We start from the raw sequence: 18,183 nt of genomic DNA, 5'->3' as shown, positions 1-18,183 counted from the left end.
GGCTGGCGAGCGCCGGCATTTCCGAATCGACGGCTTTTGGTTACAAACGGGCATGAGCGATATCTTCTCCCACGCCGCATTGAGCAATCTTGCCGAGTTCTCGGTGTCCGAACTGTCGGGTTCCATTAAGCGCACGGTGGAGACGGCTTTCGAGCAGGTGCGGGTGCGCGGCGAAATTTCCGGCTATCGCGGCCCGCATTCATCCGGCCACGCCTATTTCTCGCTGAAGGATGATCGCGCCCGCATCGATGCGGTGATCTGGAAGGGCACGTTTTCGCGGCTGAAGTTCCGCCCGGAGGAGGGCATGGAAGTCATCGCGACGGGCAAGGTCACCACCTTTCCCGGCTCCTCGAAATACCAGATCGTCATTGAAAGCCTCGAGCCGGCCGGTGCCGGCGCACTGATGGCGCTTTTGGAAGACCGCCGCCGGCGTCTGGCGGCGGAAGGGCTGTTCGATGCGGCCCGCAAGCGCCGCCTGCCGTTCATGCCGCATGTCATCGGCGTCGTTACTTCACCCACCGGCGCTGTCATTCGTGATATTCTTCACCGCATTTCGGATCGTTTTCCCGTCCATGTCGTCGTCTGGCCGGTCAAGGTGCAGGGCGAAGGCTCGGGCGAGGAAGTGGCGAACGCCATTCGCGGTTTCAACGCGCTTCGGCCCGGTGGTGAGATCGCCCGCCCGGATGTGCTGATTGTTGCCCGTGGTGGCGGCAGTCTGGAGGACCTCTGGAGCTTCAATGACGAAATCGTCGTGCGCGCCGCGGCTGAAAGTGAAATTCCGCTGATTTCCGCCGTCGGACACGAGACGGATACGACATTGATCGACTATGCCGCCGATGTGCGCGCACCGACGCCCACGGGAGCGGCTGAGATGGCCGTGCCGGTGCGCGCGGAACTGGAAGCGCAGCTTTCCGGCCTTGCTGCCCGTCTTTCCGGCTCGGTGTCACGGCAGATGGACAATCGCCGCCAGGGCTTGCGGGCGCTGGTGCGGGCGCTGCCGTCGCTCGACCAGCTTCTGGCCCTGCCGCGCCGCCGTTTTGACGAGGCCGCAAGCGGTCTCGGTCGTGGGCTGGAATTGACCACGCTGAACAAGCGCCGCGCCTTTGAGCGCTCCGCTTCGGGGCTTCGGCCGGAAACTCTTCTGAACGGTCTCAAACACCACAGGCAGAGGATCACCGAGCGTATGCACCGGGCCGAGACCCTGGTGGAACGCCGGCTCTTGCAGGGCAAAGGCCGCGTCGATGCCTTCGATTCCGCGTTGCGTTCGCTGCCAGCCCGCCTGCTTGGCCAGCTGGAGCGGCAGAAGGAACGCGTCGTCACCGCCGCGCGCCGGGCCGATACCGCCGTCCTGCATCGCATGGCGCAGAACCGCGCCGGCCTTGCCGCCCACAATCGCATCCTGCAATCGCTCTCTTATAAGAACGTGCTGAACCGCGGTTATGCCGTGATCCGTGATGAAGAGAACCGGCCGCTGACCCGTGCCGCGGCCATTGCCTCCGGCGCTGTCGTGTCTATGGAATTTGCCGACGGTCGCGTCTCCGCCATCACAACGGGAGAGGGGACGTCACCGCCGGATGCCGCCGCTGCACAAAAAAAGAAGCCGGCGAAACCGGCTTCTTCAGGCCCCGGCAATCAAGGCAGTTTGTTTTGATCAGATCGATGCCGCATCCGAAAAACGGCGGCTGACGGTGAAGGTCTTTTCGATATCCGGATGCAGCTCCATGCCAAGGCCGGCACCCGGCGGCACGGTGATCATGCCGTTTTTCACTTCAGGCAAAGCGGTCACCAGATCGCGATACCAGGTCTTGTAGAAGGCGCGCACGCTTTCCTGCACCAGCGCATTTGGCGCATTGAGCGACAGATGCGTGGAGGCGCAGAGCACCACCGGCCCGGTGCAATCATGTGGCGCGACGGGCAAATGCCAGGCCTCCGCCATGGAAGCGATTTTGCGTGCTTCCGAAAGCCCGCCGCACCAGCTGATATCAAGCATCACCACACCGGCAGCACCGGTTTCCAGCAGGTCGCGGAAGGCCCAGCGGGAACCCAGTGTTTCCGATGCGGAAATTGGTGCCGGCGAAACGGCGGCATACCGCGTCAGGCTGGAAAGGCTGTCCATCTTGATCGGGTCCTCATGCCAGAAGGTCTGGTATGGCGTGAGCGCCTTGGCGATCTGCATGGCGGGCAGAAGCTGCCACATGGAGTGAAACTCCACCATGATATCCATCTTGTCGCCGACCGCCTTGCGGATTTTTTCGAACGGCTCGAGCGCGCTTTTCAGGTCCGGCATCGAGATATATTGTCCGCGCGTCTTCTCCGCCGCCGCATCGAAAGGCCAGATCTTCATGGCCGTGATACCGTCTTCCAGCAGCGAATGGGCAAGCTCGTCCGCCCGGTGCAGGAAGCCGTTCAGATCGTCATAATCCCTGCCGTCGGCCATGCCGTAATTCGCCGTCTGCTGGCCGGTCGCCTTCTTGATATATTCCGTGCCTGCGCAGGTATTGTAGGTGCGGATTTCCCTGCGGCTGAAACCGCCGAGAAGCTGGGCGATGGGCTGGTTGGTGGCCTTGCCGAAAATATCCCAGAGCGCGATATCGAAGGCGGAATTGCCGCGCACTTCCGCACCCGACGAGCGGAAGCCGAGATAACCGACAAGGTCCTGAGCCAGAAGATCGATCTGCAACGGATCGCGGCCGATGACGCGAGGTGCGATATATTCATGCACATAGGTTTCAACCGTCTCCGCGCCGAAGAAGGTTTCGCCCAGCCCGGTAATACCCTCATCCGTGTGGACCAGAACCCAGAGCAGGTTTGCCCGTTCCGCCACGCGGACGGTCTCGAGTTTCGTGATTTTCATGAAGTTTCTCCTCCGGAGGCAGTCAGTCTTACGTCTGGGATCGTGTTGAAAAAATCAGGCGATGCCGGCGGCCAGAAGCGCATGCACGCTTTCATCGAAATGCCGTGCCATCAGCGTTGAGGCGGTTTGCGGGTCGCCTGCGGCAATGGCCTGTCCGATTGCGATGTGAAGCGTGACCGTGGCGCTGCGCTGTGCATCGGACGTGCGGCTTTTCCAGCCGATCGGCCATGTCTGGCGTGTTACATTCTGGAAGGCGCCGAGAATGAGCTCGAAAACAGCATTCTTGGAAGCTCTGGCGATGGCGAGATGAAACGCCAGATCATGTTCCATGACCTTGTCGTTGTCGCCGAAGTCCCGCTCCATGCTGTTGGCGTGGTCGAGAATGACGAGCGCCTCCGCATCCGTTCGCCTGAGCGCCGCGAGCGTCACGGTTCTGACCTCGATGGTGCGGCGTACGTCATAGATCTGCTGGATGTTGATCTGTTCGGTGTGGATGCCGTGCTCGAACATCAGCGACATCGCGCCATGATCCAGGGTCGCCACCGTGGCGCGCTTGCCGGCGCTGACGTCGATCAGCCGCATGGCTGACAGCGACCGGAAAGCCTCGCGAACGACGGTGCGCGAAACGCCGAGTTGCTGCGACAGCGAAAGCTCGCTGGGCAGCTTCGCACCGGGCGCAAGCTCGTTTTCGCGAATATGGCGGGTGATCGCACCGATCGTGCTGCTGACGAGGCCGGATTCATGCGAAATGGCGTTATACATTTTTCCTCCAACCTGTAGTACAGGTTTATAGAAAAGTGCTTACAGGATTTTTTGCGCCGAAACAAGCGCCATCTCGTGAGGTGATTGCGAGTTTGCCGGTTCGCAAACCTACTCTTCGAATTCCTTCAAAAACCGCTTCAGCAGCCGGTTCAGCACCTCACGCTCCTCTTCGCTGAGATGGGCGACCAGACGATGCTGGTTCTCGACGTGTGCGCCTACCGCTTCCTCGACAATGGTGAGGCCGCTTTTCGTCAGTGAGATCAGGACGCTGCGCCGGTCCTGCGGATTGTGAACGCGCTCCACCAGCCCCGCTTTTTCGAGCTGGTCGATCCGGTTGGTCATGGTGCCGGAGCTCACCATGGTCATGGCCAGCAGATCGCCGGGGGAAAGCCGGTAGGGCGGGCCGGAGCGCCGCAATGTCGCCAATACATCGAAAGCGGAGGAAGAAAGCCCGTGCTTCAGCAGCACCGCCTCCACCTCGCGGCCAAGATGTGTGCTGAGCCGGCTCAGGCGTCCGAGCAGGCCCATGGGGCCGACATCGAGATCGGGCCGCTCCTTGCGCCATTGCGCGAGAATTTGATCGACATGGTCCAGCGGTTCTTTGCTCATCACCAAGGCATAACAATTGATATCTTGACGTCAAGATAAAATCGACTAGTCTGGATTTATCTTGATATAGAGATTCTTGAAATGAAGAAAAATACCACCTATGCCACCGATGTGCTGGTGACCGCGCTTGCTCCCGCCATATGGGGAACCACCTATTTCGTCACGACGGAATTCCTGCCGCAGGGCTACCCTCTGCATGTCGCCATGCTGCGCGCATTGCCGGCCGGCATCCTGCTGATGCTTCTCGTCCGGAAGCTGCCGCAAGGCATCTGGTGGCCGCGCAGCTTCATTCTCGGCGCGCTGAATTTTTCGTTCTTCTGGGCGATGCTTTTCGTGTCGGCTTATCGGTTGCCGGGCGGTGTGGCGGCCACGGTGGGTGCGGTGCAACCCCTCATCGTCATTGGCCTGTCCCGGCTGTTTCTGGCCGCGCCCGTCAGGCCGCTTGCCATCGCCGCCGGTCTGCTGGGCATTGCGGGCGTCGCGCTTCTGGTGCTGACGCCCGGAGCGGCGCTGGATGGTATAGGTGTTGCCGCAGGCCTTGCCGGTGCCGTCTCCATGGCTTTCGGAACGGTGTTGACCCGCAAATGGCGACCGCCGGTCTCCAATCTCACCTTCACCGCCTGGCAATTGACGGCGGGCGGCATTCTGCTCCTGCCGGTTGCCTTTGTTCTGGAACCGGCCCTGCCAACACCAACCGCCGCCAATATCCTCGGCATGGCCTATCTCGGCCTTATCGGTGCGGCGCTGACCTATCTTCTGTGGTTTCGCGGGCTTGCCCGCATAGAGCCTTCGGCTGCGGCATCGCTCGGTTTTCTAAGCCCTGTCGTTGCAACTCTTCTGGGCTGGCTGGCGCTCGGCCAAAGCCTCACGCCAGCGCAGATCGCCGGGTTTGTTGCGGTGCTTTTCAGCATCTGGCTCAGTCAGCGCAGCCAGTTGCCGAGGTAAGCGCCCTCAGGCCCATTCGCCCTTGCGCATGACCGGAACCGTGGAGCCATCCGGCTTCACGCCATCAATATCCACCTTGTCGGAACCGATCATCCAGTCGATATGGATGAGGCTGGAATTGCCGCCCTGCGCCTTGATCTGATCCTGCGACAGCGAAGCACCGTCGAGGAAACATTTCGAATAGCATTGGCCAAGCGCGATGTGGCACGAGGCGTTTTCGTCAAACAGCGTGTTGTAGAACAGGATACCGCTTGCCGAGATCGGCGAGGAATGCGGCACCAGCGCCACTTCGCCGAGACGCCGCGCGCCTTCATCGGTGTCGAGCACCTTGTTCAGCACCGCCTCGCCCTTCGAAGCCTTGGCTTCGACGATCCGGCCACCTTCGAATTTCACCCGGATATCATCGATCAGCGTTCCCTGATGCGACAGCGGCTTGGTGCTGGAAACGTAACCATCCACGCGCAGCGCATGCGGCGTGGTGAATACTTCTTCGGTCGGAATATTCGGGTTGCAGGTTACGCCGTTCTTGGCGGTGGAAGCGCCGCCATGCCATTCATGGCCATCCGCCAGCCCGATCCTTACATCCGTGCCGGGGCCGGTGAAGTGCAGCGATGCGAAGCGCTCGCCATTCAGCCATGCCGAGCGCTTAGCGAGATTGGCGTTATGCTCTGCCCAGGCCGCCACCGGGTCGGCCAGGTCCACCCGCGAGGCGGCGAAGATGGCGTCCGCGAGCTTGCGGACCGCTTCGTCCTCGGAGACACCGGGGAAGACCTGCTTAGCCCAGGACGGGTTCGGATAGGAAATGATGTTCCAGTTGATGTCGAAATTGGAAATCTTCTCCAGCGCCGGCTTGTAGGCGGTGGAATTGGCCTTGTTGGCCCGCGCTACCTTGGCCGGGTCCTGCTCGGCCAGCAACATGGGGTTATCGCCGGCAATCGCCAACCGCGCCGCGCCGTTGGCATAGGCCTTCGCCATGCCTTCATAAAGCCAGTCGGAAGCCCGGTCGAAATTCGCGTCGCTGGCGTGGCGGTAGCGGGAAAGCGTGGTTTCCTCGTCGGAATAGAAGGTGGTGACCAAGCCGCCGCCGGCCATATAAGCGTGTTTGGTCAAAAGCCGCACCAGCGGCAGCGCCGCCAGCGGTGCAGTGATCACCAAATCCTGATCCTTCTGCAATTGCAGGCCGACCTTGACGGCGACTTCGGCCAGTTTTTCGAGTTTGACGGGATCGATGGGGGAAACGGTCATGATCTGCCTTCGTCTATTTCAATCGGAGCCGCCGACCATAGCCCATTCTTTTCGAAAGCCAAATGCTTTCAGGGCCGTCCGGGGCGCTCAATCAGCGATCAGCGACGCGACGGTGGCCTTCAGCGCCGTCTGGGCATCGCGGGGTGAAAGCCTCACCTGCAGGCCACGCTGCCCGCCATTCATGTAGACATGGTCATGCGCCATGGACCCGGCCTCGATGGCCGTCGGCACCTGCTTTTTCTGCCCGAAAGGGCTGATGCCGCCGACATGGTAACCGGTGGCCCGCTCCGCATCGGCAGGCTTCATCATGCTGGCGGATTTGCCTCCGAAGGCGGCGGCAAGCTTCTTCATGCTCACCTCACGGTCGGAAGGGACAACGACGCAGACCGGTTTGCCGTCCAGTTCCGCCATCAGCGTTTTCAGCACCAGATGCGGCGGTTCCCCAATCGCCTCGGCCGCCTGCAGGCCGATGCGGTCGGCATTAGGGTCGTAGTCGTAGGTAATGGTGGTGAAGGCAATGCCGGCCTTGGTCAGCATTTGTGTGGCGCGGGTCGTTTTGGACATGGCGGCTGCGTTCAGGCAAAAAGCGTCTGGTAGGTTTCCGGTTTGAAACCGACGGTTATCTTGCCCTTCGCCTCCAGCACGGGGCGCTTGATCATGGAGGGCTGCTCCAGCATCAATCCGATGGCTTTCTCACGGGTAAGATCGGCCTTCTGGCCATCGTCGAGTTTCTTGAAGGTGGTGCCGGCCCGGTTGAGAACCGTTTCCCAGCCTGCGGCATCGCACCATGTTTCCAGATGGGCGCGGTCGATGCCGGCGGTCTTGTAGTCATGGAAAGAATAATCGACGCCATTGGTGTCCAGCCAGCTTTTGGCCTTCTTCATCGTGTCGCAGTTCTTGATGCCGTAAATGGTGATCGTCATGCTGCCAGCCTCTTTGTCTTCAAGCTCTCCGGCATAACAAAATATCCGCCTTATTCAACCCGCCCGCTGAAGTGCTCTGCGCCGTTTGAGAGGTGCGGAGCCTGAGCCATGCAAAATCGCATGAGCTGATATCCAAACGAGCGCGAGCAAAGCTGCATGGCTTCCCTGCTACATCATGAGTTGTAGAACAGGGCGGAAATGCCCATTATCTGGGCATCAAAGATGGAGAGAAAAATGCGTCAGGTTGCAAAGACATCGCGTAACTTCTTCGGTGAAACTTTCGCCGTTCTCGGTGCAGCGCTCTCGGTTTCGGCCGCTGTTCGCGCACATCGCAAGCCCGCCCGCGCCGATCTCGAAGCCCTCGGCATCGACGGTAAGGCTTTCGACAAGGTACAGCTCTAAGCTGGTATCGTTTGTAGCGAGGCGAGATCGCCTCGCTTGCGCCCGGGATTGAAATCCGCATCGGTTTTCGACGGGCGCGGTGGATGTATGGATGGCGCGAAAGCGTCCCCTGTTCACACGGAAAGGTTCCCGCATCGCTCTTTAGCGGCGGATGCGGAATAGTTTCGGCACGGAATGCCATGCCATCAAGGGCGCAGGTTATTGCGCTGTTGCCCTTTGTTTCGGTCGCTTCGACGGACCGATCACTTTTCCCGGCAAATACAGCTGACTCTCGGGCTGCTCGTAGCGGTCCGCCTTCGCTGAAAGCGCGAAGCGCCCCAGAGACTCGTGTCGCGTCTCACCATTATGGCTGAAGATGAGTTCGAAACTGCCAGCCAGCCAGCTATATGGTTTTCCTGTCGGCATCGGTTCGATTTTGCCGCAGCCATAAATCATGGTGAGATGTGGCGTAAGCGACGGTGCCGCGACGCAGGGAAGGTTTGCCCGCCGGAGCGTCCGCTGAAATATCTTCGACAGGGCGTTTATCTCCGGCATGGCACGGCTGCTTCGCAGCACCAGACTGTTGCGGTTGCCGAAAAGCGATGTTCCATCGAACGTGACCGGAACGGGTCGCGCCTTGATTTCCCCAAGTGCTGCCTTCAGCCTGCCTGTCAGGGCATGTGGCACTGTTTCAAAACATCCGATACAGAGCAGGGTGATGTGCAGAAGCTCCGGCGGATAGGCCGCGCGCTTCGTCCGTCCTTGCGCATGGTGCGACGCATCGGCAAAGATTCTCTCCGCAAGCGCTGCTGGCGGTTTCAGCACGATCAGAATCTTGCTGCTGAAGCGCGGACTGGATCGGCGTATTCTGTGCGGCCCCAGCCCCTCAAGGAAAAGCTGCTTTAAAGCTCCTTCATCCGCCAACTCGAAACCCACGACGATGCTCCACGGCCTTTGCCAAGGTCGCGATATTATCACCGCCAGTAAAAAATAAAAGAACAAAAGAAGAACATAAACTGCTCGCTTTTACCATACGCCGGGGAACAGCCAATAGCGTCTTTCTCGCGCGTAATCGGCGTAACCGGGCAATTCCGCCTGAAGCAGCCGGTCTTCCAGACCGGTGCGCAGGATCAGCAGCGCGATGGCCAGGACAGCGGGAAACAGGGCCACCCAGGAGGCCAATGCGAGCGGTATGCCGGTAAACATGGCGATCGCTGCTGTGTAACCGGGATGGCGCACGATGCCATACGGTCCCGAGGTGATCACGTGTTGTTCGCGCTCGGTCTGGATACGGACACCCGGCTCGAAAAACGGATTGACCGCCTGAGCCCAGGCCGTGACGGCGATGCCGCCGACAAGCAGGATATAACCGACCGCGATGACCCAGGGCGGCATGATGGACCATTCCATCCGGGCGGCATCAAATGTCGCAACCGGAATTTCAGCGGCAAAAGCCAGCAGGATTGCGGTGACGAGGATCAGGTCCCATCTTTTGGTGCCGGGCTGAAACCGGCTGCGGGCGCGAAAGATGACCGGGTTTAAACGAGCCAGCACCAGCGCGGAAAGGCTGAAGGCTGCGACGAGAACTGCAATGAATATCCATCCGGGAAGCCAGTCCATGCGGCCCGCCGGCAGGAAGACGAGTGCGATCAGGCCAAGCGGCAGGCCGAAGCTGTAGAGGATTGCGACGGTGCGCGACATGGGTTGCGGATCAGCATCGGAAGCCATCGATGTGCTCTTCTCAATGTTTCCGGCAGGCGGACCAAATCCGCGTCTGTCGGGCTGCATTGTACCCGTCCAAAGTGGAACCGGGGATCAGAACTCCGTGAGAGACAGATGAAATTCTGTCGAAAAAGGCCGAAAAGTCAAATATGCGAGCGCCGCTTGGCCGCGATGACGGTGCGAATATCCGCAAAAATTGGATGGCGGCGGCTGCTCTGCGACCTTGTTATTGGCCCCCAGCGATCACCAAACCGCATCCGCACCGCATCGCCGACGTTGTTTCGATACCGCTTTTGGGCAGCAGAGATAACCGCCAGGCGCGGCAGGTTGACAATCTACCTACTAGTTGGTAGGTAATGAGTATGAAAAATCCACAGACCAAGGCTGATGATATTCTTCGTTGCGCGCGCACCCTGATTATCAGGGGCGGCTATAACAGTTTCAGCTACGCGGATATTTCCAGCGTTGTCGGCATTCGCAATGCGAGCATTCACCACCATTTCCCCAGCAAATCGGATCTGGTCCGCAAACTGGTCGAGCAATACAGGCAGGAGGCTGAAGCCGGTATCGCCGAGCTGGAGCGAAACATCTCCGATCCGCTTGAACAGCTTCGCGCCTATATCGGTTATTGGGAGGGTTGTATCGCCGAGGCGACCCATCCTTTCTGCGTCTGCGCTCTGCTCGCCGCTGAAATACCGGTCCTTCCCGAATCTGTTGTCCTTGAAGTGCGTGCGCATTTTCAAAGCCTCTCGGACTGGCTCACCGCCGTGCTGGAACGCGGGGCTGCCCAAGGGCGCCTCGTGCTGACCGGAACAGCGCGAGCCAACGCTGAAATGTTCATGGCCACCGTGCACGGCGCAATGCTTTCAGCCCGCGCGCACGGCGATACCGCAACCTTTGGCGCGATAACCCGGCCCATGCTGGAGCGCATCACCGCTTGAGGTGGAACGTCGCCGGGGAGGTGAATGATGACGTGAGCGACATCCCGATCCAGTAAACGGACAGCACTACGCTTCCAGATCAGTCTTCAACAGTCCGCTTCCCGGGCCGCCCGTCCTTGTGGAAGAGAAAGGCAATCTCTCATGTTCGGAATTTCTCCGCTTGGCTGGGTCCACACACTCGGCAGCCTGCCCGCCATTCCCGTGGCCGCCTACATGTTTGTCCGTTACGGTCGAATCGTTCCCCGATCCACGCCGGGTGTAATCTATTTTGTTTCCATGCTGATTGGCGCTGCAACGGCCTTCCTAGTGGCGCATCAGCCGGTCAGCTACGCCATTGGCGCGCTGACCATCCTGTTCCTGTTTGCAGGTTACGGAATTGAGCGCATTCTCGGCTCAACGCGCATCGCCAGATATGTTGAAACCATCTGTCTCAGTGTCAGCGCGTTTCTCCTGATGGTGCCGACGGCCACCGAGACCCTGCGCCGTGTTCCGGATGGTCATCCCTTTGTCACCGATTTGAAATCGCCGCTGCTTCTCGGCGTTCAGGCGGGATTGCTGGCGATCCTCGTGGTCGGCTTGGCTGCCCAGATGATCTACCTCGCGCGGCAAAACAGAAACGCCGCGAACTAGTCGCGGCGTCATCGCTTAAGCGGCGTCCGACACAGTGCCGTTGTCATGGCAACGGACTGTGTCGATCCAGCCTTTATTCCCACTCGATCGTGCCCGGCGGCTTGCTGGTTACGTCGTAGACGACACGGTTGATACCGCGCACTTCATTGATGATGCGGGTTGCCGCGCGGCCAAGGAAGTTCATGTCGTAGGGATAGAAATCCGCCGTCATGCCATCCACCGACGTCACCGCGCGCAGCGCGCAGACGAAGTCATAAGTGCGGTAGTCGCCCATGACGCCGACGGTCTGCACCGGCAGAAGCACGGCGAAAGCCTGCCAGATGGTGTCATAGAGACCGGCCTTGCGGATTTCGTCGAGATAGATCGCATCCGCCTTGCGCAGAATATCGAGCTTCTCGCGGGTGATCGCGCCGGGGCAGCGGATCGCGAGACCCGGGCCGGGGAAGGGGTGGCGGCCGATGAAGCTTTCCGGCAGGCCGAGTTCGCGGCCAAGCACACGGACCTCATCCTTGAAAAGCTCACGCAGCGGCTCGACGAGCTGCATGTTCATGCGCTCGGGAAGACCGCCGACATTGTGGTGGCTCTTGATGGTGACCGAAGGGCCGCCGGAGAAGGAAACGCTTTCGATGACGTCAGGGTAAAGCGTGCCCTGCGCCAGGAACTTCGGTGCGCCTTTGCCATCGGCGGCAATCTTGGCCGCTTCGGCCTCGAAGACTTCGATGAACAGACGACCGATGGTCTTGCGCTTTGCTTCCGGATCGGAAACGCCAGAGAGTTCGCCGAGGAACAGATCGGCGGCGTCAACGTGAACAAGCGGAATATTATAGTGGTCGCGGAACATGCCGACGACCTGCTCGCTTTCGCCAAGCCGCATCAGGCCATGGTCGACGTAAACGCAGGTCAGCTGGTCGCCGATCGCCTCATGGATGAGGATCGCCGCAACCGAGGAATCGACGCCGCCGGAGAGTGCGCAGAGCACGCGGCCGGTGCCGACCTGATCGCGGATCTTGCGGATCATCTCGGCGCGATAGGCGGCCATCGTCCAGTCGGATTTCAGCCCGACGATCTTGTGCACGAAGTTGGACAGCAGCTTGCCGCCGTCAGGCGTGTGCACCACTTCCGGGTGGAACATGGTGGTGTAATAGTGGCGCGCCTCGTCGGCTGCGATGGCGAAAGGTGCGTTCTCGGAGGTCGCTATGACCTCGAAACCTTCCGGCAGCTTCGTCACGCGGTCGCCGTGGCTCATCCAGACCGGATAGCTCTTGCCCTGTTCCCAGAAACCGTCGAACAGCGGGCTTGCCTTCTTGATGTCGATATCGGCCCGGCCGAATTCCGCCGCATGGCCGCCCTCGACCACGCCGCCGAGCTGCGTGCAGAGCGTTTGCTGGCCGTAGCAGATGCCGAGGATCGGAACCTTGCTGTCGAACACCGCCTGCGGTGCGCGCGGGCTGCCTTCCGCTGTCACGGATGCGGGGCCGCCGGAGAAGATCACGCCCTTGGGCTGCAGCTTCTCAAACGCCTCTGCGGCATTCTGGAACGGATGGATTTCGCAATAGACCCCGGCTTCGCGGATGCGGCGCGCAATGAGCTGCGTCACCTGGCTGCCGAAATCGATGATGAGAATGCTGTCGGGATGGGCTATCTGGGTCATGGCGAGCCTTTAAAGAAAATGGCGGCTTTAGGCAACCCGCAAGCGGGCATCGAACAGCGGAAATTTGCGAAAATCGCAAGGTTTCAAAGGGCGATCACGCCCTCCTCAATGGCGCGGCAAAGCCGGTCGATGGCATCTGCCAGCTTTTCGTCGATGATATGCAGATACTCCGTCCAGTCGTCCACGTGGTTCACATCCGCCTTGCCATCGGAAATACCGCGCAGGCCGATGAGCGGCACACCGAAGCGCTGGCAGGCCCTCAAAACGGCAAAGGTCTCCATTTCCACCATATCGGCATCGATCGAGCCATAGGCAGCGCCGGAAACCACGTTGCCGCCGGTGGAAAGTCGCGCCTCGGCAATATCGGGTATGCGGAAGGGCAAGGCCACTTCGGCCGGCAGGTCGAGAAACGGCGTGCGCCCCTTTTCAAAGCCGAAGGGCGAGGCGTCCATGTCGCGATAGGACACCGAAATCGCCTGATAGATGCCGGTCTGTTCCAGTGTGCGCGAGCCGGCTGAGCCGAGCGAAACGACGAGATCAGGCAGATGATCCGCCGCATCGAGACCGGCAAGAACCGCCGTCACCGAAATCGCCGCCTCAACCGGGCCGACGCCGATCATGAGGGGGGCAATTCTTGCCTGCAGGTGAGGACCATATTCGGCCGAGGCCGCCATGACGAAAAGAACGGATTTATCCGCAACATGCAAAAGCCGGTAGCTCATCCGGTAATATCCTCGCGACCCTTCACCACCATCATCGTACCCGTCATGGAGGCGATCAGTTTTGCCGGCCCGTCAGCCAGCGCATAGGCGCGGCCATCGGCGACGATCAGGTTGTTGCCGGGCTTGATGATCTCGCCGCGAAACAGGAACCGCTCACCGCGGCCGGGCGACATGAGATTGACCTTGAACTCGATGGTCAAAAGCGAAGCTTCCGGTTCGATGATCGTATAGGCGGCATAGGTACAGGCCGTATCCAGACCGGCGGCGATGACGCCGGCATGCAATATGCCATGCTGCTGCGTCAGCTTTTCATGGAAAGGGAGTTCGATTTCCACCAGCCGATGTTCGATACGGCTGATCTCTGCATCGATGGCCTGCACCACGCCCTGTCGCGCAAAGCTTCTTTCTATCCGCTGACGAAAATCGCCGGGATCCGTGATCTCCATGGCCTACCTGCCTGCTTTAAGTCCCATCGCAAACTGACATGGCGCGTGCCGGCAGGCAAGGCAAGGGCCGGGCAGGGAGAAATTAGTTCAGGATGCCGATGCTTGCATTGAGCACCGTGGCAAAGGCAACCCACAACGCATAGGGCACGAAAAGCCACATGGATATGCGGTCACGGCGATAGGTAAGGGCTATGAACGCCAAAATGCACACCAGCATCGGAATGATGATGATCAGGGCGCCCGCCGGGCTCTGCATGCCGAAAAAGATCGGCGACCACAGGAAATTCAGCACCATCTGGGTAAACCAGAGGCGCATGCGCGTTCCCATCCGCTTGCTGATCCATGTGCGTGCGCCGGCGATACCGATCAGCACGTAAAGCGTGGTCCAGACCGGGCCGAAGATCCAGTTGGGCGGATTGAAGAATGGTTTCTGCAGCGACTGATACCATTCACCCGGCACATTGTTGACGCCGATCAGCGCCCCGATTGCAACGACGACAACCACAAAAACAATATACATGGTCAGGTTTTTCATGACGCAACAAATGCGCGTGCCGGACTTTTGTTCCCGTGCCTTTTCAGTATTTTAGCTGGAGATACGCACGATATGCTGGTCCCATGCCACGTCGCTGCGCAGCGCCTCGAAAAATCCGTCATAGGAAGAAACCGCAATGCCCTTGGCGGCGGGGGCAACGCCCGCTGCTTCGCGCACGCTTACCTCTGAAACCACCCGCCCGGTTTTCGCATCCAGTGTCACGGCGGCATTGCCATTGGGCGAGGTCAGGCCCACCAGTCCCTCGCGCCGATTGACGGCGATGGCTCCAACATAGTTGGCAAGGCGCACCGTCGTTTCCTCCGGCAGATCGACGAAAGCCACATCCTCGCCCTTGCCGAAATGGCCGACCAGCGGCGGCAGATCGTTGCGCGGCCCCTCATACTGGCAGGCGAACCAGATGCGGCCGTCATCGCCAAGGTCGACATGGCGGGTGGAAAGCTGCCGCAGCCCGTCCGGCATCGTATGTTTCTGGATCAGCTGGCCGGTTGCGGCGTCCAGAAGCACGAGAGACGGCTGCATGCTGTCGATGTTGAGTTTGGTGCGGCCGAAATCCGGATGGGTTTCGATGCCGCCATTGGCGATCACGATCAGCCGCCCGTCATCGCTCACCGTCATGTCATGCGTACCGATGCCGTGCGCGTCATATTCACCGATGCGGGTAAATCCGTTTTTGGCGTCGTACAACCCGATAACACCGCGATTGCCGTCGAAGTCGTTTTCGCTGGCATAGAGGATCGCCCCATCAGGGGAAAATTGCCCATGGCCATAAAAATGGCGGTTCTCCGGCGTGTGCATCACGATCGGTTCGCGATGCCGCGCGGGATCGAAGGCCATGAAGAAGGTGCCGGGCCGGCGCGCGAAGGCCACCGTCATGCCAGTCGCGTGGCTCGTCGCCATTCCATGGGCGCGGGCGGGAAGCGCAACGCGGTCGATGATCTCGCCGCGTTCGCTCACCGTCGCAATGCCATAGGAGCCGTCACGGGCGCGGAAGGCGGAAGCAAAGACCGCGTCTGCCCGTTCCAGCGCATAAAGTGAACGGGGAGCCAGCGCGGCAAGAAAGGGAATACCCGCTGCCCTGATGAAGCTGCGGCGATCTATCAGCATCCGCTTGGCGCCTGATATCATCGGCTCAGTCCCCGTCGGCGAAGGAAAAGCCGGAGCTGAGGCCGATGGCGCCGCCATATTGGTCATTGAGGCGATAGATCAGGTCTTTGCCGTTGAGGAGCAGATAATCCACCTTGGCGCGCTGATCATCCTTATCCAGTGCCTTTTCGACATTCGTATCGATCGTTCCGGAAATGCGGATCATCGATTTGGCGATGAAGTCGATGGAATTGACGATGGAGCGCTGGTCGGGCGGCACGAGTTCGACCATATCGGCGGTGTGCAGCAGGGTCTGAACGGCCTTGATGTTTGCCGAGATGCTTTTCCACGTCAGGCCGGAGCGCCAGTAAATGGCGGTGCGGGGAAACCGCGCCTTGTCCGGCCCCTTGTAGAAGGTTTCGATCCGCTGGTCACGGATCGCCTCGGAGCCGTGCACGAGAATGCCGAGCAGGGCAACGAGCGCCTCGCGCTCGTCGCGAAAGACGGGATTGTCCGGCCCCGGCTGGGTCCAGTTTTTCTGCGCGCCGTCAGGGGCGTTCCAGCTGTCGGAAAGCTCGGCCGCCACATTGGCGATATTGCCGGCGATGGCTGCGCCGAAGCGGCAGCGGAAATCGCCCTTCTTCTCGAGCAATTCCTCCGCGCCAGTGCCGTAAAGCACGAATTCCAGCGCGCCAAGCCCCTGCGCCGCGACGCTCTTGCCCTTCAGGCCGTCGGCGCTGGTGACGCTTTCATCCTTTTCCGCGAGGTAACGCTGCACCTGTTTCAGACCGAGGCCCTTTTTGTCGGGGTAATAAAGCACCCTTTCGAAACGGTTCTGCTCGATGACAGGACCGACCCGCACGATCTCGATGGTCGACCAGTTCGCCACGGTATCGGCAAAGGCCGCTTTAGCCGCCTCATCCGTTGTTTTGGAGGGCGCGGCGCAGAAGGCCTTCATGCTGCCTTCCAGCCTGTCTGCGGATTGCCGGAAGTGGTCATAACCGGGGCGAATGAAGCCGTTCACCGCCTTTTCCATAACGCTGCGCACCTGTGCGGGGTCGAGCGGCGGCGGCGGCATCAGTTCCACATCCTGTGCCATCGCCGGCTGATTGGTCAAAAGCAACAGCACGGAAACGAGGCCGGATATTTTTCGCATGGCATTTTTCATCAAAGGGACTCCAGAAAAGCCAGCAAAGCCTGCCGGTCGGATTTTTGCAAGGCGGCAAAGGCATCGCGCGCTTTTTGCCCTTCACCACCGTGCCACAATATCGCTTCGGTCAGGCTGCGCGCCCGGCCGTCATGCAGGTAAAAACCGTTGCCATTGATGCTCTGCGTCAGGCCGATGCCCCAGAGCGGCTGGGTGCGCCACTGCCGCCCATTCGCCTCACCCACCTGCTGGCCATCGGCAAGCGCCTCTCCCATGTCATGCAAGAGGAAATCCGAATAGGGCCAGATCAGCTGGAAGGAGTGCATTGGGTCGCTGGCATCGCGGCGGGTGACGAATTTCGGCGTGTGGCAGGCCGTGCAGCCGGAGGTGTAAAACAGCTGCTTGCCCCGCAGAACGGTCGCATCACCGGCATTGCGCCGCTGCGGCACGGCGAGGTTTTCGGTGTAGAAAGTCACGAGATCGAGAACCGGGTCAGGGGCTTCCACCGGCCCCAGCCGCGCCTGCACGCCGGTCGGCATGGCAAGACAGTCCTTCTGGGCATCGGTGCAATCGCCATAGGCGTTCGGTGCATCCGGTGTGGAGATGCCGATATCGTGGGAGAAGGCGCTGGCGCTCTGATCGCGCACGCTTGCATTCTGGGCTTTCCAGCCGAACCGTCCGAGTTTCACCTCGCCGGTGCGATGATCCCTGACCCATGCCGGACGCCCGGCAATACCATCATCATTTTTGTCATCAGGGTCGGCTTTGGCCAGAATATCGGCCTCGCTGATCGCCTCGATCAGGCCAAGCCCGAGGGTGGGCATGGCGATCCGCGCCGAGAGTGTCGTATCGGCACCGAGTGGGCCATAATTGAGGTCCGCGACGGCATAGGTAGGCTTGCGCAGCATCACTACCTCTCCATCGGAGAGGCGCACCGGCGTTTCAGTGTAGGTGATGACCGGTGTGCCCTCGGCGGCAAGGCCGGGGATGGCAAGATTCTGCAATTGCCGGCCATAGGCCTCGTCTGGGAAATTCAATACCTCATGGCGCGCAATCGCGGCCCGTTCCGCTTCGTTTCGGGCCGGTCGCGCCAGCCGCAGAAACAGCGAGACGGCGTCTTCCCCGGCAAGAGGCGGGCGGCCCCTGCCGTCCTTCACATGGCAGGTCTGGCAGGACCGGGCATTATAAAGCGGCCCCAGCCCGTCCGATGCCTGGGTGGAGGAAGGAGAGGAGACCCAGAGCTTCTGGAACAGCGCATTGCCGAGCTTGAAATCCTGCTTCCGCTCGAAAGGCATGGTGGCGGAAGGATGCGAAAATGCGCCGCTGTCGGGTTTGTTGGTGCTGGTTGTCGCGCCACCGGACATGGCCTCGAAGGGCTCCGGTTTCGTAAAATCCGTCGTCGGCGCGGTCACGGCCTCAACACGGCTGCGGTCTTTCTCCGTCAGATCATCACGCAACGGCGCGGCAAGCGTTGCCGATGCCAGAAGACAGGCTGCCCCGGCGAAGAAAAACGGCTTGCGGATCGGCAGCAGTGACAATTCCATGGAAATCAGGAGCGCATGGGAG

Annotated in this window: 20 protein-coding genes; 5 read left to right on the top strand and 15 right to left on the bottom strand. The window is 60.4% G+C overall.

The genetic code is table 11. From position 1 onward, the window contains the following. Positions 1-52: 52 nt before the first annotated feature. Positions 53-1,651, top strand: a complete 1,599-nt coding sequence (xseA, locus tag JZX88_RS02990; RefSeq protein WP_206912473.1) for an exodeoxyribonuclease VII large subunit — start codon at positions 53-55, stop codon at positions 1,649-1,651. Here xseA and JZX88_RS02985 read toward each other — a convergent pair whose 3' ends face one another. The 3 genes from JZX88_RS02985 to JZX88_RS02975 form a co-directional block, all read right to left on the bottom strand. After that, on the bottom strand, positions 1,652-2,854 hold the full coding sequence (locus JZX88_RS02985; RefSeq protein WP_142855204.1) for a mandelate racemase/muconate lactonizing enzyme family protein: 1,203 nt from the start codon (positions 2,852-2,854) through the stop codon (positions 1,652-1,654). It lies immediately after the preceding gene. A 54-nt stretch (positions 2,855-2,908) separates the two neighbouring features. Then, positions 2,909-3,616, bottom strand: coding sequence for a FadR/GntR family transcriptional regulator (locus JZX88_RS02980; RefSeq protein ID WP_110755708.1), 708 nt, complete (start codon positions 3,614-3,616; stop codon positions 2,909-2,911). Between the two features lie 108 nt (positions 3,617-3,724). Further along, positions 3,725-4,225 carry a MarR family winged helix-turn-helix transcriptional regulator gene (locus tag JZX88_RS02975; RefSeq protein ID WP_174028755.1) on the bottom strand — a complete coding sequence of 167 codons (501 nt, stop codon included), beginning with the start codon at positions 4,223-4,225 and terminating at the stop codon, positions 3,725-3,727. A gap of 81 nt (positions 4,226-4,306) precedes the next feature. Between JZX88_RS02975 and JZX88_RS02970 the strand changes: the two genes are divergently transcribed. Next, on the top strand, positions 4,307-5,170 hold the full coding sequence (locus JZX88_RS02970; RefSeq protein ID WP_174028756.1) for an EamA family transporter: 864 nt from the start codon (positions 4,307-4,309) through the stop codon (positions 5,168-5,170). Between the two features lie 6 nt (positions 5,171-5,176). Here the strand turns inward: JZX88_RS02970 and JZX88_RS02965 are convergent, their stop codons facing one another. The 3 genes from JZX88_RS02965 to JZX88_RS02955 form a co-directional block, all read right to left on the bottom strand. Next, positions 5,177-6,415, bottom strand: coding sequence for an aminopeptidase (locus tag JZX88_RS02965; protein ID WP_206912471.1), 1,239 nt, complete (start codon positions 6,413-6,415; stop codon positions 5,177-5,179). 87 nt (positions 6,416-6,502) lie between these two features. Then, positions 6,503-6,979, bottom strand: coding sequence for a Cys-tRNA(Pro) deacylase (ybaK, locus tag JZX88_RS02960; protein ID WP_206912470.1), 477 nt, complete (start codon positions 6,977-6,979; stop codon positions 6,503-6,505). 11 nt (positions 6,980-6,990) lie between these two features. Continuing rightward, the gene (locus JZX88_RS02955; protein ID WP_206912469.1) at positions 6,991-7,338 is read right to left on the bottom strand and encodes an ArsC family reductase; all 348 of its coding nucleotides are present in this window, start codon (positions 7,336-7,338) and stop codon (positions 6,991-6,993) included. A 234-nt stretch (positions 7,339-7,572) separates the two neighbouring features. Between JZX88_RS02955 and JZX88_RS02950 the strand changes: the two genes are divergently transcribed. Beyond that, positions 7,573-7,740 carry a hypothetical protein gene (locus JZX88_RS02950; protein WP_003503889.1) on the top strand — a complete coding sequence of 56 codons (168 nt, stop codon included), beginning with the start codon at positions 7,573-7,575 and terminating at the stop codon, positions 7,738-7,740. A 198-nt stretch (positions 7,741-7,938) separates the two neighbouring features. Here the strand turns inward: JZX88_RS02950 and JZX88_RS02945 are convergent, their stop codons facing one another. Together JZX88_RS02945 and JZX88_RS02940 are read right to left on the bottom strand one after the other, a co-directional pair. Continuing rightward, entirely contained in the window at positions 7,939-8,655 is a 717-nt protein-coding gene (locus tag JZX88_RS02945; protein ID WP_206912468.1) for a 2'-5' RNA ligase family protein, read from the bottom strand. A 90-nt stretch (positions 8,656-8,745) separates the two neighbouring features. Continuing rightward, positions 8,746-9,447: an isoprenylcysteine carboxylmethyltransferase family protein gene (locus JZX88_RS02940; RefSeq protein ID WP_206912467.1), complete on the bottom strand. Its 702-nt coding sequence runs from the start codon at positions 9,445-9,447 to the stop codon at positions 8,746-8,748. Positions 9,448-9,803: 356 nt separating this feature from the next. On the opposite strand from JZX88_RS02940, the gene JZX88_RS02935 reads away from it, so the two are divergent. Further along, entirely contained in the window at positions 9,804-10,382 is a 579-nt protein-coding gene (locus JZX88_RS02935) for a TetR/AcrR family transcriptional regulator (protein WP_206912466.1), read from the top strand. Positions 10,383-10,523: 141 nt separating this feature from the next. After that, positions 10,524-11,012 carry a hypothetical protein gene (locus JZX88_RS02930; RefSeq protein ID WP_206912465.1) on the top strand — a complete coding sequence of 163 codons (489 nt, stop codon included), beginning with the start codon at positions 10,524-10,526 and terminating at the stop codon, positions 11,010-11,012. A gap of 73 nt (positions 11,013-11,085) precedes the next feature. Here the strand turns inward: JZX88_RS02930 and guaA are convergent, their stop codons facing one another. From guaA to JZX88_RS02895, 7 genes are all read right to left on the bottom strand, one after another. Next, the gene (gene guaA, locus JZX88_RS02925) at positions 11,086-12,663 is read right to left on the bottom strand and encodes a glutamine-hydrolyzing GMP synthase (protein ID WP_206912463.1); all 1,578 of its coding nucleotides are present in this window, start codon (positions 12,661-12,663) and stop codon (positions 11,086-11,088) included. A gap of 83 nt (positions 12,664-12,746) precedes the next feature. Further along, complete coding sequence (locus tag JZX88_RS02920; RefSeq protein ID WP_110755691.1) at positions 12,747-13,385, bottom strand: 5'-methylthioadenosine/S-adenosylhomocysteine nucleosidase; 639 nt, start codon at positions 13,383-13,385, stop codon at positions 12,747-12,749. Further along, positions 13,382-13,831 carry a PaaI family thioesterase gene (locus JZX88_RS02915; protein ID WP_065114661.1) on the bottom strand — a complete coding sequence of 150 codons (450 nt, stop codon included), beginning with the start codon at positions 13,829-13,831 and terminating at the stop codon, positions 13,382-13,384. Before JZX88_RS02915 ends, JZX88_RS02920 begins: the two co-directional genes overlap by 4 nt. Before the next feature lie 82 nt (positions 13,832-13,913). After that, entirely contained in the window at positions 13,914-14,366 is a 453-nt protein-coding gene (locus tag JZX88_RS02910; RefSeq protein ID WP_206912460.1) for a TspO/MBR family protein, read from the bottom strand. A gap of 51 nt (positions 14,367-14,417) precedes the next feature. Next, entirely contained in the window at positions 14,418-15,512 is a 1,095-nt protein-coding gene (locus JZX88_RS02905; RefSeq protein WP_206912459.1) for a DUF1513 domain-containing protein, read from the bottom strand. Between the two features lie 4 nt (positions 15,513-15,516). Continuing rightward, positions 15,517-16,638: an imelysin family protein gene (locus tag JZX88_RS02900; RefSeq protein WP_206912458.1), complete on the bottom strand. Its 1,122-nt coding sequence runs from the start codon at positions 16,636-16,638 to the stop codon at positions 15,517-15,519. Beyond that, a complete protein-coding gene (locus JZX88_RS02895; RefSeq protein ID WP_206912457.1) occupies positions 16,638-18,161 on the bottom strand; it encodes a di-heme oxidoredictase family protein in 1,524 nt (507 codons plus the stop codon). The genes JZX88_RS02900 and JZX88_RS02895 overlap by 1 nt, the downstream gene beginning before the upstream one ends. Between the last annotated feature and the right edge of the window lie 22 nt (positions 18,162-18,183).

It is taken from the genome of Agrobacterium sp. OT33 (genome assembly GCF_017313365.1).
GTDB classification, from domain to species: Bacteria; Pseudomonadota; Alphaproteobacteria; order Rhizobiales; family Rhizobiaceae; genus Agrobacterium; species Agrobacterium rhizogenes_A.
Note: the sequence above shows the minus strand (reverse complement) of the source record. Positions and strands in the feature narration are given on the sequence as shown.

Excerpts from the sequence above, each read along its gene's own strand:
- xseA (WP_206912473.1), top strand. The coding sequence starts at position 53 with ATGAGCGATATCTTCTCCCACGCCGCATTGAGCAATCTTGCCGAGTTC.
- JZX88_RS02985 (WP_142855204.1), bottom strand. The coding sequence starts at position 2,854 with ATGAAAATCACGAAACTCGAGACCGTCCGCGTGGCGGAACGGGCAAAC.
- JZX88_RS02980 (WP_110755708.1), bottom strand. The coding sequence starts at position 3,616 with ATGTATAACGCCATTTCGCATGAATCCGGCCTCGTCAGCAGCACGATC.
- JZX88_RS02975 (WP_174028755.1), bottom strand. The coding sequence starts at position 4,225 with ATGAGCAAAGAACCGCTGGACCATGTCGATCAAATTCTCGCGCAATGG.
- JZX88_RS02970 (WP_174028756.1), top strand. The coding sequence starts at position 4,307 with ATGAAGAAAAATACCACCTATGCCACCGATGTGCTGGTGACCGCGCTT.
- JZX88_RS02965 (WP_206912471.1), bottom strand. The coding sequence starts at position 6,415 with ATGACCGTTTCCCCCATCGATCCCGTCAAACTCGAAAAACTGGCCGAA.
- ybaK (WP_206912470.1), bottom strand. The coding sequence starts at position 6,979 with ATGTCCAAAACGACCCGCGCCACACAAATGCTGACCAAGGCCGGCATT.
- JZX88_RS02955 (WP_206912469.1), bottom strand. The coding sequence starts at position 7,338 with ATGACGATCACCATTTACGGCATCAAGAACTGCGACACGATGAAGAAG.
- JZX88_RS02950 (WP_003503889.1), top strand. The coding sequence starts at position 7,573 with ATGCGTCAGGTTGCAAAGACATCGCGTAACTTCTTCGGTGAAACTTTC.
- JZX88_RS02940 (WP_206912467.1), bottom strand. The coding sequence starts at position 9,447 with ATGGCTTCCGATGCTGATCCGCAACCCATGTCGCGCACCGTCGCAATC.
- JZX88_RS02935 (WP_206912466.1), top strand. The coding sequence starts at position 9,804 with ATGAAAAATCCACAGACCAAGGCTGATGATATTCTTCGTTGCGCGCGC.
- JZX88_RS02930 (WP_206912465.1), top strand. The coding sequence starts at position 10,524 with ATGTTCGGAATTTCTCCGCTTGGCTGGGTCCACACACTCGGCAGCCTG.
- guaA (WP_206912463.1), bottom strand. The coding sequence starts at position 12,663 with ATGACCCAGATAGCCCATCCCGACAGCATTCTCATCATCGATTTCGGC.
- JZX88_RS02920 (WP_110755691.1), bottom strand. The coding sequence starts at position 13,385 with ATGAGCTACCGGCTTTTGCATGTTGCGGATAAATCCGTTCTTTTCGTC.
- JZX88_RS02915 (WP_065114661.1), bottom strand. The coding sequence starts at position 13,831 with ATGGAGATCACGGATCCCGGCGATTTTCGTCAGCGGATAGAAAGAAGC.
- JZX88_RS02910 (WP_206912460.1), bottom strand. The coding sequence starts at position 14,366 with ATGAAAAACCTGACCATGTATATTGTTTTTGTGGTTGTCGTCGTTGCA.
- JZX88_RS02905 (WP_206912459.1), bottom strand. The coding sequence starts at position 15,512 with ATGATATCAGGCGCCAAGCGGATGCTGATAGATCGCCGCAGCTTCATC.
- JZX88_RS02900 (WP_206912458.1), bottom strand. The coding sequence starts at position 16,638 with ATGAAAAATGCCATGCGAAAAATATCCGGCCTCGTTTCCGTGCTGTTG.
- JZX88_RS02895 (WP_206912457.1), bottom strand. The coding sequence starts at position 18,161 with ATGGAATTGTCACTGCTGCCGATCCGCAAGCCGTTTTTCTTCGCCGGG.